The following is a 15,693-nucleotide window of genomic DNA, read 5'->3' as shown; positions in this document are numbered from 1 at the left end:
CCATTGCACCAGCAGCTGTTCAGACAAAGCATTCTGTAGCAGAGTATACTACTTCTGCTCCTGTGCCTTTTAGACATTCTGCCATAGCAGGACCTGGTATACCGTCTCTGTCACCGATGATGATGACCTTCTTGCCGTCAAATAATGACATACCGAAGTCTCTCCTTTGCGTAATAAATTTATATTATTATAATGAAGCTTTTATTTCTTAATGTCCAATATATGATTTGGATTAATATCCTTTAGCAGATAGGTATCCAAAGCCAAGCTCGTTTGTAGCTCCTGTTATAGCCTGGATTTCAACTTCTATGCTTCCGTCAGCTCTAAGAGAACCGTCGAATCCGCCTGCTATAGTGTCGATGTACTGGATGTGTCCTATAGTCTTATCCATTGGAGGAAGTACTATTACCATGTTAGCGTTACCGTTGCTTACAACAGCGTTAGCTCTTATGTCGGCGTCCGCAAGCGACTGAGAAGCTCCGTCTCTTCCTGCGTACTCGTCTGTAGATATTACAGTCTTAACATCTTCCATTTCTATCTTCTTGCAGTTCATTATAAGGTCTGTATCTGGGTTTCCAAAGCCTTCCTGAGATACTATAGCACCGTCAAGTCCTAGGTATTTGCAAAGCTTTGCTGTCCAGTTAGAAGATCTTTCCTTGTCAGCAAGGTATACGTTCTCGTTAGTTATTATAACACCAACAAAGTTGATTTCTTTTCCGTGCATTGCATAAAGCTCTTCAACCATTGGGTTGTTGCAGTGTACGTATGTTGGGTTCTTGTCACAAGATGAAACGCAGTTTCCGCTTAGTATAGCTCCATCCATTATTTCTGTTGGGTATAGTATTGTTGGAACTATTTTCTTCGCATCTACGCCGTATACGTATGTATCGTGTAGAAGACCTTGAGTTTGAAGCATGTACACATATCCTACCTTTGGAAGGTTTGGATACTTAGCTGCTCCTTCGAATATTGTATCAGTCTCATAAACCTTTACTTCATCAGGAGTTACGCTTCTTCCAGCTTCTCCGATGTATACTCCAGCGTTAAGTCCAACCATTCTTAGTGCTTCTTCGTGTCTGTGCTGGTCTATTCCATCTACTGGCTCAGCTATTACTACAAGGTTTAGAGTCTTAGAGAAAGGAGTGTACTCTGCTCCAGTTCCGCTCATGTCTATTATACCTTCCTGGAATCCAACTACCTTTCCAGTAGTTACAACAGCAGCGCCCTTAAGTACGTGAGTTCTTCCTGAACCTACTGTGTCAACCTTGCTTATTACTCCTGGGAATATTCCGCCAGGTCCTTCAACCTTAACCCTTGGCTCTATAACGTCCTTAACAGGAGTTATTCTCACGCTGTCTCCAGGACGTGCGATGTCAAGATCTACTGATTTGACGTTTTCAATTGCGCTTAATTTGCTAATCATTTCGTCTTTATTTACATAAAGAACTCCATTTTCTACTTTTGTCTCTGCAGCGAACTGAATGTCTTTGATGAAGATATTTCCAAGTTCCAAACGCATATAAAAGTACCTCCTTCAATATAATGAAAAATTGAAAAATAATATATTACTCTGCTCCGGTTCTGGCCTTTGCAAGCGTTTACCTTTGCAGATAATAAACAGTGTCAGCGAATCTCCCTGCGTGCGCACTTGATTTAGAATTTTATTCCGTTAAGCGTGTGCACCATAAGATCCAAGTCTACAACCTGGAAATCATTTGTTACTCTTTCATCCCACACAGGTGTCTTGTAGTTTTTCTGGAATGTATCAACAGTCTGGATTGCGCTTTCAATAAGCTTCAGGGAGTCGATATCTAGACCTTCTCCCTTTTCCACACATATCGTCCTGTACGGAGTTTCATTTGGCTTCACGCTGCCGTACAACGGATGGGTGAGTATCTTGTAACCAACATGCACAAGATTTCTTACATTCTGCAACACGCCCATATAATCGCAGTCCAAAAGCGTAACGCTCTTTACTTTGTCAGGCCTTTCTGTTTTTTGGAGAAGCTTCTCCTTCACAAGAGGATTATTAGTTATAATCTCCAATGTTTGTTACCTCCTCTTAATCTTAGAAAACAAAGCAATCCATTGTAATCCTCAATCTCGCCTAATTATAAATCATGAATTATGGAAAATGTTTTCCGAATTTTCAAAACTCTAAACCCGCCATTATACCCTTGCCACAATGCAGCTCCAATACGGATTCTGAGCATAAAAAAAACAGAAAAAACAAAACCATCCCAAGTTATGTTTCTCTGTTTTTATCCAGAGTCTGTCCAGATACAGTCCTTTTGCCTGAGAATTTCATCTTGATTCTTTTGGGTAAATCAAGACTTGTCCCTTCGGCGGCCCACTAAGAGCTCTCTCCTATATCCTTCGTCCAATGTTTGCTATTCATTTTTTCTATAGCCTTAATTTGCATTATAAAAAAATGTTCATGCCTTTTCAATAGTTTTTCTGAAAATAAGTTTATAAATATTTTTTCAGGGTACCAATCCATGTGTTTCATCATACTATTGCAAAAATACTTTCAAATTAAAAAACTAAAACGCTTAAGCCCTTTGTTTCTCTGTTTTTATCCAGAGGCTGTCCGGATACGATTCTTTTGCCTGAGAATTTCACTTTTGTAATTAAGCAGGGCTTCAAAAGTTTGTCCCTTCGGCGGCTTATTAAAAGCTCTCTCCTGTATCCTTCGTCCAGTTAACATTTAGTTTTCTTATACCTTCATGTTTAATTATATGTTTTTTTTAAAAAAATTCAATATGTTTTTGTGAAGTTATTATTAATTTTTATTATTTTTTTGCACATCTTTTTAATAATAATTCTCAAAAACTTAACAAAGTCTACCCATTATCAACAGTTTCGCGACACAAAACCAAACTCCACTGAATAGATATGCATGTACGCATTTTGTGCAATCCTGCTTGCGCATTTGCATCCATCTGTCCACACAAACAAAAACAGAGCACCAATCCACTATTGATACTCTGTCTGATTTCTCTATCCAGAGGCTGTCCAGATATAGTCCTTTTGCCTGAGAATTTCACATTGCCATGTGTGAATGGCTATGCTTGTCCCTTCGGCGGCTCTAAGGCTCTCTCCTATATCCTTCGTCCAGTATGGAACTATTAACTTTATACTATAATTATATGGGTTTTTATCAGCTTTTTCAATAACTTTTTAAGACCATGCCATCAGATATTTTTTTTCAGTCTTATTGCTTTTTTATAGCAACAAAAAAACCGAGCCACAGCTTAAATATGCATGTCTCCCCAGTTGTAACCTTTGCCTGGTTTTTAACAACTAGTGGCATTTCCGATTATACTCTTCAAAAAAAATTGGTTTTTTTAAATATTGACTTGAAATAATAATTAATTAGGTATATTATTTGAAGTATAAAATTCGATAGTTTTTTCTTATACAAATACCAGATGATTGCAGTGTGAGATATCCGCACCGGATGGCCGAAGATGCAATACGAATTGTTTAGCCGACTTTTTGTAGAAACTTTCAGGCAAAAGTATCGCTGCAAGATGGAGCTCTGAAGAGACCGCACACCTTATTCAAGGAGTTATGCGGCACCGAAGGGGATACATGCCGCCCGGCATACAAGCTCTCAGGTAAAGATAACAGGGGTATGGAAAGGCTTTTAATTATCATGCCTTTTTATACCTTTTCTTTGTTTTATAAAAAATCATACTTTTGCAAAATCTTTTTCAACTAAAACGCCATGACAAAAAGTAACCCGGATCGCCGAATTAAAATATTCTGTGAAATCCATTGTTTTTGTGTTGGTATTTATGTTGGGAGGAATTTTGCGCCATGTTAACTAATAATAGAAATAAATATGTAAGCCCGTTCATAAAGTGGGCCAAGGACGAGAAACATCTTTTGAATGAAATTGAAAAATATATCCCTGGTAAGTTCACAAGCTACAGGGAGCCGTTTTTGGGAGGCGGAGCACTCCTCTTCCATATTCAGCCTCAAAATGCAGTCCTCAACGCCGTAAACAATGAACTTGTTAATCTTTACACGGTAATAAGGGACAAGGTGGAGCTCCTTATTGATGACTTGAAAAAGCATGTCAACGAGAAAGAGTATTTCTACAACATAAGATCATTTGATAGAAATGGCAAAATCGATGAACTATCTGATGTTGAAAGAGCATCAAGAATAATATATCTTAACAAGACCTGCTTTAATGGATTTTTCAAGACAAATGAATGCGGACAGTTTGACGCGCCTTTCGGTTCATACAAAAATCCTAAAATAGTGAATAAAATCATACTCAGATCGGTAAGTGAATATTTCAATAAGAACAATATAACTTTTACTAATACGAGCTTTGAAGATGCTCTTCATGACATTGAAAAAGGAGCTTTCGTATATCTGGCTCCTCCTTATGTGCCTGTATCTGACAATTCAAAGTTTGCCAATGGTTTTACAAGGGAAGACCACATGAAGCTTAGGGAGCTGTGCGACTACCTGACTTCAAGAGAAATAAACTTCCTGCTTTCAAATTCTTCAGATTCTTTCGTACATGACCTCTACAGGGACTACAACATAGAGATAATAGAAATAGGAAGAAACATAAACTCCATATCTTCTAAAAGAGGCCAAATCGAGGAAGTTCTTATAAGAAATTATAAGTAAAATATGTCACCAATTTATAAATCAAAAGGAGATGTTTTTTATGCTTAAGAAAATAAAATTGAACCTTAACGTAATGGAATCTATGCTTTACTATTGGGAAGCTACTAACGAAAAGGAAAAAGTTGGGGAAGCCTTCATAAAGGCTGTTGCAGGCGCTCCAGAAATGAAACTTACTTATGATGCTGATTTCGACGAAGAGTCTGCAAGAAAAGGTCTAAGTGCCATATCAAACAGAGAGCCCTTCACTCCAAACAGCAGAAATGAAGGACGTTTCTGGAACGACAACATGTGGATGCTTGAGGACATGGACTACATGAGAGCTATAATGCAGCCTCTTAAGGTTCTTAATGTTGATTCTGTTATTGAAGACGTAAATTCGAAGGGAGATTTCCCAACAGAGGAAGTAGAAGTCATATTCCTTCCTCTTCACCTTAAGCCTTATTACATCAGCGGAAACAAGCTTATAATCAACTTCTTCGCCGTTAAGCCAGACCGCGTTGAATCTAAGCCTGTAGTTGTAGGCAATGTAGAGCTAGACCTTGAATCAAGAGAGTTCATAAAGATAGAAGACCTAAAGACTTTCATAGCTTCAAAACTTATGGAGATTAAGTAACACTTACTACATCTAACTTAAATCGCAAGTAAAAGGAGCCCCGCAAGCTGCTATCATGCAGCAAGCGGAGCTCCTTTTTTATATTTATTAGATACTATAAACATTTTCCGTTCATAACTCCTAGCTTATTCACAGCTTTACTTATCTGTTTTTACAGGCTTTCCAGCTCTGCCTGCCAAAATCAGCGAAAAAGCGATAGCAAATATTGCCGCTACGCCGACATCTCCCATTACAATCAGTGTGGCTACTTTTGACGGCAGAAAACTTGGTGAGAACTTTATGGCTGCAGCAACGGCTCCACCTAACGCAATAAGCATAATGACATGATTCCTCTTTATTGACGAGGCATACATAACGAGCATCGCACCAAGGATGCCCGGCAAAGCATAGTTGAACGAACCAAGAAGCGAAGATGGAATTATATTAACTATCATCTGGCCTGCGCCAACAACTACCCCTAGTACAATCAGATTGACAATAACAGATGAAACCAGTGCAAATATACCTGCCACTTCAGCTTTTTTGCTTCCCGCTTCCAGTTCCAAGGCAGACTGAACCGCGCTTATGACTGGAAGTCTCATGTTGCCAATGTTTCCTGAAAGGAATGACATGTATGAGCCTGCCGGACCAAGAACTGGGAAATATGAAATCGGCTCAACAATCCAAACAATCCCGACAAATCCCGCAACCGCCACAAGACCAGCTACGATATTTTCAGCGCTTGGAATATATCCCAATACAAACGTCAAATACGACGGAAGAAGAAGCGACATTACAAGCGCTATTGCTATGGTAATTCTTCCCCAAAAGTGCACATCTTTATTGAATTTATCAATTCTTTCGTTATTCACGATATAACCTCCTCTATCCTACGATGCTTCCTGCAATCATTCCAGCAATTACAGCAAAACCCATGGCCCATTCCTTCATCCACTTCATGGAAGCGTTGCGGGAGGCTGCAGTTTTAATGGCATACATAACGACCGCGCCTGCCAATAGCGCTGCCAACGGGGCTGCTGTCGAGCTTTCCAGCCCCTTGCTTACTTCCTTGTAACTTAGTGTAAGAAAAATAACAAAAGGAGCAAACGTGGACATATATCCGATAACCAGCGGATTTGACTTCTTGGCAGCTTCTTGAAAGCTGTCCAGCTTCTTTGTTGCAAAAAATACCATTATCAACCAGCCTGAGCCTCCCAGTGTCATAACCCACGCAGCTGCCGATAGCATATCGGGGGTAAAATCGGGTGTTGCCACAGTGCCGGCACTGCCAAGCTTGGCTGCAATCATCTCGAATGCGGCCGAGCCTATAACCCCAACACGGGCTAGCGTTAGCGGCCCTCCAACCTGGGCAATCAGAGCTACAGCTATTGCAAATACAGCAATAGCCGGGCCAATTGTTCCAATCACCCCTATTCTAAGCGCTTTAGCAACTTCATCATCACTCAGCAAATTCGTGTCCTTCACAAAATTTTTAGCCAGCCTGTAGAATATCAATACCTGTGCTATTACAACTGATATAATCGCCAAAGACAGTACCCACATCATAGGGCTGTTGGCGATTATTAATGTTTCCTTCATGACAGCAAGCCTCCTTTTTGAGCATATGTTATTGTTTACCCTAATCAACACCAAGAAAAAACTTTAGGCTTTTAAATTCAAAATAAATTCAATTAATAAAACACATCGCGCATTGGATTTTATCATCCAACACTCGATGTGTTTCATATTAATCTATATTTCTTTATTCTCTTTTCTTTTATGTTTAAATCTCTTTGTATGTTTCTCAGAATACCCTTGCGTTGAAATGTTCATTATATTATTTCCAACTACTATTTGCCTTCGTATATGTTTTGACCCTTTGTTTCAGTTGTAAATATAGAAGCTACAAAGCTCATTGCCACTAGCGCTATTAGCACAAAATATGCCTTTTCGTAGCCTACTGCAGGCGCGCTCTTGTAGGTGTCTAGAATTTTGCCCATTACAACTGGTACAACGGCAGCTCCAAGGAAACCAACGCAGTTTACAACCCCTGTAGCCATACCCGAGAGTCTTCTGTCATTGACTTCATTCCCTACAGTCCAGCACATAGTAAAACCTGACATTACAAATCCAAAAGCCATCATGAATGGAGCAAGCAGCCCTATAGGCATCCTTGTGTATATAAGTATTATCCAGCCTAGTAGAGTGAGGCCTCCAGTAGCCATCAGCGGTATCTTTCTTGTTTTAAACTTGTCTGAAACGTATCCAATTACAAGTCCGCTTATTGCCGAGCCTACTACTGCTGACATTATATAGTTTGCAGCCTGTATTTTCTCAAGGGTGTAGGCCTGCATAAGGTAAGAAACCCCGAAAGTTCCAAGCAGTACGACATATCCTGTATATAGTCCTATATATGAAAATGATATAATCCATGTTCTCTTGTTAGACATTATAGATTTAAGTGCTGGCATAACCTTGATATCAGAGCTGACTGCAGGTCTGTTTTCAAGCTCGTCCATGCCCGGAAGTCCCATATCTTTTGGGTCATCCTTTACAAATAGAACTGTCAATATTGCAAAAACTATCATTGCAAGTCCCATATATACGAATGTACTTCTCCAGCCGAATGTCCCGACAGCAACAACTAGCGGAGTCTGTGCCAACAATGCTCCAAGGTTTGCCGACATTCCCACGAATCCGATCATAAGAGCGAAGTTTCTTGAATAGAACCATCTTGACTGGATCTTGATCAGGCATATAAATACCACAGATACTCCGATTCCCACAAGGAATCTGCCTACATATGCAACAAGCAGATTTGGCGCCATACCAAACATAACTGAGCCTACTGCGGCAATAATCGAAAATATCGAAACTGTTTTTTTCGGTCCAATCTTATCAGCCAGTATTCCTGAAGGTATTTGCATTATGAAGTATGCGTAAAAATACATCGCACCTATGTTGGCAAATTGAGCTGCACCTATGTTGAATGTGCTTTCCAGGTCATTCTTTACAACTCCTGCACTCATACGATGGAATGTTACGAAAACATATACTGCTGCCAATATTGTCCAAACAACCCATCTGTAGCTTTCGACTTTTTTAACGTCATCACTCTTGACGCTTTTTACCGCTGTTTCCACCAAACGCTCACCCCTTGTAATTTTTTTTGCACAATAACGTTTTCTTATCTTGTACTTTTTTTATAATTTTAGCATTTGCATCAATTACATCACAACGCAAATACTTTTCTTTAAATTTCAACCAGTGTACAAATGAATATTTTTTGATTTTTTTGAATTTCAGTGAAAATATTTTCAGGACTCAACTTGAAATTTTATATCTCATAAAAAAAATGGCCCCGCAATAACTGCGAAACCATATGCTATGCCTTTTATATTTCTTCCTAGTAAAACAATTTGAGCAGCATTTCAAGTTTTAGTCTGTTCATTGGATTTTCCAGGTCAAGCCTTGTCAAATCGCCAATCTCATCTATACGCTTGCGTACTGTGTTTATATGGACGAACAGGTTTTTAGCCGTGAGGCTGTAATTCATCTTGCATTCAAGGTAAACCTTTAGAGTATTAACAAGCTCTTTGTGTTCCTCACTGCCAAGCAATAAATCAATGTCCTTCATCATTATATCTATTTCGTCTTCTTTAATGTCAAGCCACGCAAAGGCTCCTAGCTTTGAGTAGGCCCAGAATTTATCCTCCGGGTATAGGAGTTTTCCTATATCCAGAGCTTTCTCTGCACGCATGTAATTTCTTTTAATTCCATAAATGAAATCAGGAACATCCGATATTCCAAAAGCGACTTCAATTCCATTGATTTCTAATTCCATTCTTTTTCTTAGATTGTTCAGCTTTTCAGTAATCATCTCAATATTCTTCTGTTCTGAAAAATCATCGTCCTTCTTGAATAAAAACAGGCATTTGTTGTCTTCAATCAGAGCCATTCTAGCATAATTAGGCTCAAATGTTCCTCTTATGCAGTTTTTTAAGACATCTCTGAAGCCGGATAGTATGATTTCGTTGTTTGTTTGTCTCATTACTACTGCGTAAGATTTATTATTAATTCCCAAGTTGAGCTCAAGAGCTTCCTTTATTATTTCATCTTTTCCTATGAGCTTTCCTTTCAGAACGCTGTCTATAAACTTCTCAAAGTCGATGTCAGCAATGCTTTGTGCAACAAGAATCTGCTCGTACATGTCCTGTATCATCAAAAATCCTATTCTCAGCGCAAATTGATCATAATAGTCAATTAATTCTGTAGCCTCAATTACAACAAAGTACGCCTTTGTTTTATTGTCAACAGTTATGGGAACGGTTATCCAGCTAAAAGGCTTTTCATATCTGGCATCGTAAACTCTGTATCTGGCCATTTTGAGATTGTCACATAGAGTCTCCTTGCTGAAATCAAAGGATGGATTCCAAAAGTCTTCAATTTTTAGTTCCTCGGATAATTCTTTAAATCGGCCTGAGCTGTAATAAACTTTTTCATTAGACAAGTCATACAGCATTGCTGGAAATTTCATTTCATACTCGATGGCACTTAGAATTTTATCGATTTTTCTTACATGATATGAAGAGTCCAGAAACTTCCTGGCTTTTATTTCGCCAACCTTGAATTGCCTTATATTCTTATTCATAACTATGACGTTTATAGCATTCATTATATCCATCCATGAATCTTTCGACGGAATAGATAATAATGGTACTTCATGTTTGTCAAACTCCTTGAGTATTTCATCAGGTATTTCTTTTATATATCGACCGAGCTTGATTCCCAGACAGGTGGCGTTCCTGAAGTAAGGCGTTTTGACATACTCTTCCAGAAGCCCTGGGTTTTGCATAAAAATATAGCCTGAGCTGATTACGAATTCACGCCCCCTGGTCCAGAGATATCCATCAGGTGCGTCCAGAATAGCGATTCCTTGTATTTGCTTGTTTAGCCCAGTATGGCCGGCGATGACCTTGAAATCTTTAAAAAAATCTGCATCAAGCACTTCTCTTACCGATATGCCCATATTCTCACCAACCTTTAATCGATATTGCCCGAATATAAACGGAATAGAGGATGGTTCTAATGCCCTATAATATTTGCAGGGCGCTAGAACCATCCCCTTTGTTCCTTTTTGCCTTTCTTAGAGTTTTATCCAATTTTTTTATCATTTAAACACCTTTATGCCCTGGTCTGATATGTCGCCTAGCCATTCGCTCAGGCGTCTGCCATTTATGACTATATCTCCAGAAACATCAAGCAAGGGCATTAGCACGAATGCCCTTACTGTTAACCTTGGGTGAGGCAGTATGAGCTCCTCATCATCAGTATTCAAATCGTCATATATAAGTATATCGAGATCTATTGTCCTGGGACCCCACTTTATAAGCCTTTTCCTGCCCAAATTCAGCTCGATTTCCTGGAGCTTCCTAAGAAGCTCCTTTGGCATAAGCTCAGTTTCTATCTTGATGCACATATTAAGGAAGCTGTCCTGTTCTTTAAGACCCCAGGGCTCCGTCTCATAAATTGAAGACTCAGCAATTAAACAAGTCCTCTCGAGGCTAGCCACCATGCCTGCCGCTTCCCTCAGATTTGAAAGCCTGTCGCCCATATTGCTTCCAAGAGAAATATAGACGCTAGTCATTCCTGCTTCTCCTAATGCCGACCTGCATATAGTCGAATATCCCTTCGATAGGAGCCTGCGGTTTTTTTACAGCAACTGCTACTTCTTCAACCTTGTAAAAATCATTGAGTATCTTGTCAGCAATCCTTTGTGCGAGGGCCTCAATAAGGTCGAATCTTTCATTCTCACATATGTCCTTTACCCTCATGTAAACGTCATGATAGCTCACAGTCATCTCAAGGTTGTCTGTTTTCCCTGCTGCCTTCAAATCAATATAAAGGGTTACATCAACTATGAATTTCTGGCCAAGCCTCTTTTCTTCAGGCAATACGCCGTGATAGCCGTAAAAAACCATCTCTTTAAGAAGTATTGAATCCATTAAAAATCACCTCTCCATATTGCATCAGTAACCTTGGCGGCTCTGTAGTTTTCTTTCACATCATGCACACGTACTATGTCCATGCCCTGCATTATTCCCATTACTGTAGTAGCTATCGTACCTTCGACTCTCTCCTTTGGCGGCAAATCAAGTATTTTGCCAAGCATTGACTTTCTGGATGTCCCAAGGAGCACCGGGTATCCAAGCGCTTTTATTTCAGAAAGCCTCTTCATAACGTGCATGTTCTGCTCCGAAGTTTTTCCAAAGCCTATGCCTGGATCAAGTATTATCTTGCTCTTGTCTATGCCTGCATCCAAGGCTATTTGTATGCTTTTTTTCAGAAAATCATTTATGCTTTCCATTATGTCGCCTTTGTATTCGGTTCCGTCCTGGTTGTGCATCACTACTGCATAAGCGTCATATTCAGCTATTGCCTTGGCGATTTCAGGCTCTCTTTGAAGGCCCCATATGTCGTTTATTATGTGCGCGCCAAGCCTTAATGCCTCTCGGGCCACATTGGCCTTGTAAGTGTCAACAGATATGGGCACGCTTATTTCCTTTACAAGCTCACTTATCACGGGACTTATCCTGTCTATCTCTTCCTGGTCTGAAAGGAGAGTATATCCCGGCCTTGTAGATTCTCCGCCCACGTCTATTATGTCGGCTCCCTCTTCTATCATGACTTTTGCCCTCTCGACAGCCTCCTGGACTGAGCCGTAGCTTCCGCCGTCAGAAAAACTGTCGGGAGTGATGTTTAGTATTCCCATTATATATGTCTTCTTTGAAAATTCAAACACAGCTGTACCTCCCCTTATTTTATAAGGCTCATTATCTCAGCTCTTGCCGCTGTATCAGTCTTGAAAATGCCCCTTATTGCAGATGTTACCGTAGTGGAACCCGGTTTTTTAACGCCCCTCATAGTCATGCACATGTGCTCGGCTTCTATGACTACAACCACACCGTATGGCTGAAGCTTTTCCATTATTATATCCGCTACAGTCTGCGATATCCTTTCCTGAAGCTGAGGCCTCTTGGCTACAACGTCAACCACCCTTGCAAGCTTTGAAAGTCCTGTAAGTCTTCCGCCCTTTGGTATATAAGCCACGTGAGCCTTGCCGAAGAAAGGCACGAAATGGTGTTCGCAAACTGAATGGAAAGGTATGTCTTTGACTAGAACTATTTCCTCGTATTTTTCCTCTTCGAAATATACATCAAGATATTCTCTCGGATCTTCTTTCAAACCTACAAATATCTCTTCATACATCCTGGCAACTCTGTCAGGTGTATCTAAGAGTCCTTCTCTGTCAGGATCCTCACCTATAGCTTCAATTATTTCTCTAAATGCCCTTTTGATTTTTTCCTTATCCATATCAGCAGCCTCCATTCATTTTTTAACATTTAAAAAATTAGTACTCTATAGTCAACTCATCAGGTACGTATATGTTATGAAATACCCTTTTAGAGATTTTATCCAAAATTCCAGTGTCCATGCTTATAAAAAATTCCTTTGCCATGTCATATAAGACTTCGTCATGCTCTTGCATGGCTTTTACTATATGTTTTTCCTTCGGGCACCATATACCCCTTACTTCAAAATATGCCTTGAGCAGCTTTAAAAGGCAGCTCACAGCATTTATATTGCGCTGCACAATATCAGTCTCCATTTTTGTTCTTTGAATTAGCGAGTCGGCTTCGTGCCTCATGAGGCAGATGTTCTCTTTATCTAGCAACTTCGGGCCTTGTTCATATTTTGCTCTAGCCTTTTTAATCAGGTCTTCTGCTATTTCATCTGAATCCTGCAGCACGCTTGCCCTCTCTGCAAGCTCGTATATGAAAAAATATTCCCCTTTGTCTATAAGTCTTCTGGCCAGTCTGAGCGGAAAATAGTTAATGTCTAATTCCACTCCATTTATTATCTTTATTCTTCTGGTCTGACTTGACCCTTCGTCAAGTATTACGAAAAGATCTATGTCCTTGCCTTCGCCTTTTTGCATATGCAGGTGTGAACCCACCAGCATAATGGCTATCACATTGCCGTTTGTTTTGTTTATCTCTTCATTATATAGCTTCAAAATATTCATACTTCCACCCGTTTAGACTGTATTGTTTATATCGAAAGCCCTTATAATAATATAATGGTCCATATATTAAGATTATCACAAAACAGGCCGTTTATAAACGGCCTGTCCATAGATTTGTTTTATACTGTTTTGATTTTACATTATATTATTTTTATTCTGAAGGTATGAAATTTAAGGCTTTTCAGTTATTTGATATCTGTATATAAGCACAGCCTTGTCATCTTTTACTTTGCATCCGCCCTTCATGAAATCAACCTTGTATCCAGACTCAAGTGCTATGTTTGAACCTGCAAGCTCTGCAAGAGTCTTGTCTACTGTTTCAGCTTCACTAGCGCTTATTTCTTCCTTCACTCCCCAAGCAACTGCTAGGACCGCGTTGATGTCTCAGGTTGCACAAGCGTTAGCTATTCTGTCTTTTATTGACTCATCTATGCTCACTTCTAGAGCTTTTTTTACGTCTCCGCCTTCAATTTTAAACGACATTATAATGCCCTCCTTGATGATAGAATTTTTCTATAGCTATGTGTATAAAAGAGGGGAAAACTGTTGTTTTCCCCGATGAGATTAAGAGGATGATACTAATTTATTAAATATTAGAACAGACCTACTATTTCTCCACTTTCAAGCACATCCATGTGGTTTGCAGCTGGAACCTTTGGAAGTCCAGGCATAGTCATTATATCTCCAGTAAGCACTACTATGAAGCCTGCTCCAGCTGATATTCTTGCATTGCTTACTGATACAGTGAAGCCCTTTGGAGCTCCTTTAAGGTTAGGATTGTCAGAGAATGAATACTGAGTCTTAGCTACGCATATTGGAAGGTTTCCAAATCCAAGCTTCTCGAATTTATCAAGCTCTTTTGAAGCCTTAGCCGAGAACTCTACTCCGTCCGCTCTGTATATTTCTTTTGCTATCGTCTCGATTTTTTGCTTAAGAGGCATTTCTGCTGGATATAGAGGCTTGAATTTTGCTGTGCCTTTTTCAGCCACTTCAACTACCTTCTTAGCAAGCTCAACTCCGCCTTCTCCGCCTTTTGCCCATACTTCTGAAAGCACAACGTCAGCGCCCAGCTTTCTGCAGGCATCTTCCACGAACTTAAGCTCTTTTTCAGTGTCTGTAGGGAATGCGTTTATAGCAACTACTGCTGGCACTCCGAACTTGTGCACGTTTTCAATGTGTCTTTCAAGGTTGCCAAAGCCATCTTCAAGAGCCTTCATGTTTTCAGCTCCAAGGTCTGCTTTAGCTACTCCGCCGTGGTTCTTAAGCGCTCTAACTGTAGCAACTATTACTGCTACGTCAGGCTTAAGATCAGCAAAACGGCACTTGATGTCGAAGAACTTCTCAGCACCAAGGTCTGCACCAAAGCCAGCTTCTGTAACTACGTAGTCAGCTATCTTAAGAGCCGTCTTAGTAGTTGTTACAGAGTTGCAGCCGTGAGCTATGTTAGCGAAAGGTCCGCCGTGTATTATTGCAGGAGTGTTCTCAAGTGTCTGTACAAGGTTTGGCTTAAGAGCGTCCTTAAGAAGAAGAGCAAGAGCTCCTGTAGCTTTAAGCTGTCCAGCTGTAACAGGCTGATCGTCGCTTGTATAGCCTACTATCATTCTTGAAAGTCTATCCTTAAGGTCTGAAAGGCTTGTAGCAAGACACATGATAGCCATTATCTCAGATGCAACAGTTATGTCGAAACCGTCTTGTCTTGGGATTCCGTTAGCTGTTCCGCCAAGACCTATAACTATGTCTCTAAGAGCTCTGTCGTTCATGTCTAGAACTCTCTTCCAAGTTATCTTGTTTATGTCTATTCCAAGCTCATTGCCTTGCTTTATGTGGTTGTCCATAAGCGCTGCAAGCAGGTTGTGAGCTGTAGTTATAGCGTGTATGTCACCTGTAAAGTGAAGGTTTATGTCATCCATTGGAACTACCTGAGCGTATCCGCCGCCAGCTGCTCCTCCCTTAACTCCAAAGCATGGTCCAAGTGATGGCTCTCTAAGAGCTGTTATAGTCTTCTTGCCTATCTTGTTAAGACCCATGCTAAGACCTACGTTTGTAGTAGTCTTTCCTTCTCCTGCTGGAGTTGGGTTTATAGCTGTAACTAGCACTAGCTTTCCGTCCGGCTTGTCAGCAAGTCTCTTATAAACATCAAGAGATATCTTCGCCTTATACTTTCCATAAAGTTCGATATCGTCCTCGCCTAGTCCTATTTGCTTTGCAACTTCCACTATTGGAAGCATCTTGGCTTCCTGAGCTATTTGAACGTCTGTTTTCATCCTCTAACCTCCTCAAATTTTCAAAAGCTTTGCTGTATTTACCCATTTTTAAACATGCCGGCAAAGCCACTTTGCCGGCATGTTTTATAAGCTGTTTT

General features: G+C 40.1%; 15 protein-coding genes, 1 pseudogene and 5 riboswitches. Of the genes and pseudogenes, 2 read left to right on the top strand and 14 right to left on the bottom strand.

The window, feature by feature from the left end; all coding sequences use genetic code 11:
• Nucleotides 1-22: 22 nt before the first annotated feature.
• From GT589_RS04130 to GT589_RS04120, 3 genes and pseudogenes are all read right to left on the bottom strand, one after another.
• Nucleotides 23-151: pseudogene (locus GT589_RS04130) on the bottom strand (glycine/sarcosine/betaine reductase complex selenoprotein A); the annotation flags it as partial.
• A gap of 81 nt (nucleotides 152-232) precedes the next feature.
• Entirely contained in the window at nucleotides 233-1,519 is a 1,287-nt protein-coding gene (locus GT589_RS04125) for a glycine/sarcosine/betaine reductase component B subunit (protein ID WP_293396442.1), read from the bottom strand.
• 134 nt (nucleotides 1,520-1,653) lie between these two features.
• Nucleotides 1,654-2,046 carry a GrdX family protein gene (locus tag GT589_RS04120; RefSeq protein WP_293396439.1) on the bottom strand — a complete coding sequence of 131 codons (393 nt, stop codon included), beginning with the start codon at nucleotides 2,044-2,046 and terminating at the stop codon, nucleotides 1,654-1,656.
• Nucleotides 2,047-2,273: 227 nt separating this feature from the next.
• A riboswitch (glycine riboswitch) is annotated at nucleotides 2,274-2,380 on the bottom strand.
• Nucleotides 2,381-2,587: 207 nt separating this feature from the next.
• Nucleotides 2,588-2,696, bottom strand: a riboswitch (glycine riboswitch).
• A gap of 316 nt (nucleotides 2,697-3,012) precedes the next feature.
• Nucleotides 3,013-3,114: riboswitch (glycine riboswitch) on the bottom strand.
• 317 nt (nucleotides 3,115-3,431) lie between these two features.
• A riboswitch (glycine riboswitch) is annotated at nucleotides 3,432-3,536 on the top strand.
• Nucleotides 3,537-3,539: 3 nt separating this feature from the next.
• A riboswitch (glycine riboswitch) is annotated at nucleotides 3,540-3,635 on the top strand.
• Between the two features lie 187 nt (nucleotides 3,636-3,822).
• Between GT589_RS04120 and GT589_RS04115 the strand changes: the two genes are divergently transcribed.
• Together GT589_RS04115 and GT589_RS04110 are read left to right on the top strand one after the other, a co-directional pair.
• On the top strand, nucleotides 3,823-4,653 hold the full coding sequence (locus tag GT589_RS04115) for a DNA adenine methylase (RefSeq protein ID WP_293396436.1): 831 nt from the start codon (nucleotides 3,823-3,825) through the stop codon (nucleotides 4,651-4,653).
• A 40-nt stretch (nucleotides 4,654-4,693) separates the two neighbouring features.
• Entirely contained in the window at nucleotides 4,694-5,266 is a 573-nt protein-coding gene (locus tag GT589_RS04110) for a TDE2712 family protein (RefSeq protein WP_293396433.1), read from the top strand.
• A gap of 137 nt (nucleotides 5,267-5,403) precedes the next feature.
• Here GT589_RS04110 and GT589_RS04105 read toward each other — a convergent pair whose 3' ends face one another.
• The 11 genes from GT589_RS04105 to GT589_RS04055 form a co-directional block, all read right to left on the bottom strand.
• Complete coding sequence (locus tag GT589_RS04105) at nucleotides 5,404-6,117, bottom strand: hypothetical protein (protein ID WP_293396430.1); 714 nt, start codon at nucleotides 6,115-6,117, stop codon at nucleotides 5,404-5,406.
• A gap of 13 nt (nucleotides 6,118-6,130) precedes the next feature.
• Nucleotides 6,131-6,844: a DUF5058 family protein gene (locus GT589_RS04100; protein ID WP_293396427.1), complete on the bottom strand. Its 714-nt coding sequence runs from the start codon at nucleotides 6,842-6,844 to the stop codon at nucleotides 6,131-6,133.
• Nucleotides 6,845-7,095: 251 nt separating this feature from the next.
• Nucleotides 7,096-8,388 carry an MFS transporter gene (locus tag GT589_RS04095; RefSeq protein ID WP_293396424.1) on the bottom strand — a complete coding sequence of 431 codons (1,293 nt, stop codon included), beginning with the start codon at nucleotides 8,386-8,388 and terminating at the stop codon, nucleotides 7,096-7,098.
• A 263-nt stretch (nucleotides 8,389-8,651) separates the two neighbouring features.
• Nucleotides 8,652-10,274, bottom strand: coding sequence for a PucR family transcriptional regulator (locus GT589_RS04090; protein WP_293396421.1), 1,623 nt, complete (start codon nucleotides 10,272-10,274; stop codon nucleotides 8,652-8,654).
• A gap of 141 nt (nucleotides 10,275-10,415) precedes the next feature.
• Entirely contained in the window at nucleotides 10,416-10,892 is a 477-nt protein-coding gene (gene folK / locus GT589_RS04085; protein WP_293396418.1) for a 2-amino-4-hydroxy-6-hydroxymethyldihydropteridine diphosphokinase, read from the bottom strand.
• A complete protein-coding gene (gene folB, locus GT589_RS04080) occupies nucleotides 10,885-11,250 on the bottom strand; it encodes a dihydroneopterin aldolase (protein ID WP_293396416.1) in 366 nt (121 codons plus the stop codon). Before folB ends, folK begins: the two co-directional genes overlap by 8 nt.
• Nucleotides 11,250-12,047 (bottom strand): dihydropteroate synthase, encoded by a 798-nt coding sequence (gene folP, locus GT589_RS04075; protein ID WP_293396414.1) that lies wholly within the window; start codon nucleotides 12,045-12,047, stop codon nucleotides 11,250-11,252. Before folP ends, folB begins: the two co-directional genes overlap by 1 nt.
• A gap of 14 nt (nucleotides 12,048-12,061) precedes the next feature.
• Nucleotides 12,062-12,619: a GTP cyclohydrolase I FolE gene (gene folE / locus GT589_RS04070; protein ID WP_293396412.1), complete on the bottom strand. Its 558-nt coding sequence runs from the start codon at nucleotides 12,617-12,619 to the stop codon at nucleotides 12,062-12,064.
• A 37-nt stretch (nucleotides 12,620-12,656) separates the two neighbouring features.
• On the bottom strand, nucleotides 12,657-13,322 hold the full coding sequence (locus GT589_RS04065) for a nucleotidyltransferase domain-containing protein (RefSeq protein WP_293396409.1): 666 nt from the start codon (nucleotides 13,320-13,322) through the stop codon (nucleotides 12,657-12,659).
• A 180-nt stretch (nucleotides 13,323-13,502) separates the two neighbouring features.
• Nucleotides 13,503-13,682 (bottom strand): hypothetical protein, encoded by a 180-nt coding sequence (locus GT589_RS04060; RefSeq protein WP_293396406.1) that lies wholly within the window; start codon nucleotides 13,680-13,682, stop codon nucleotides 13,503-13,505.
• 242 nt (nucleotides 13,683-13,924) lie between these two features.
• On the bottom strand, nucleotides 13,925-15,595 hold the full coding sequence (locus GT589_RS04055) for a formate--tetrahydrofolate ligase (protein WP_293396403.1): 1,671 nt from the start codon (nucleotides 15,593-15,595) through the stop codon (nucleotides 13,925-13,927).
• Between the last annotated feature and the right edge of the window lie 98 nt (nucleotides 15,596-15,693).

The sequence above is a fragment of the Peptoclostridium sp. genome (assembly GCF_009881055.1).
Taxonomy (GTDB): domain Bacteria; phylum Bacillota; class Clostridia; order Peptostreptococcales; family Peptostreptococcaceae; genus Peptoclostridium_A.
Note: the sequence above shows the minus strand (reverse complement) of the source record. Positions and strands in the feature narration are given on the sequence as shown.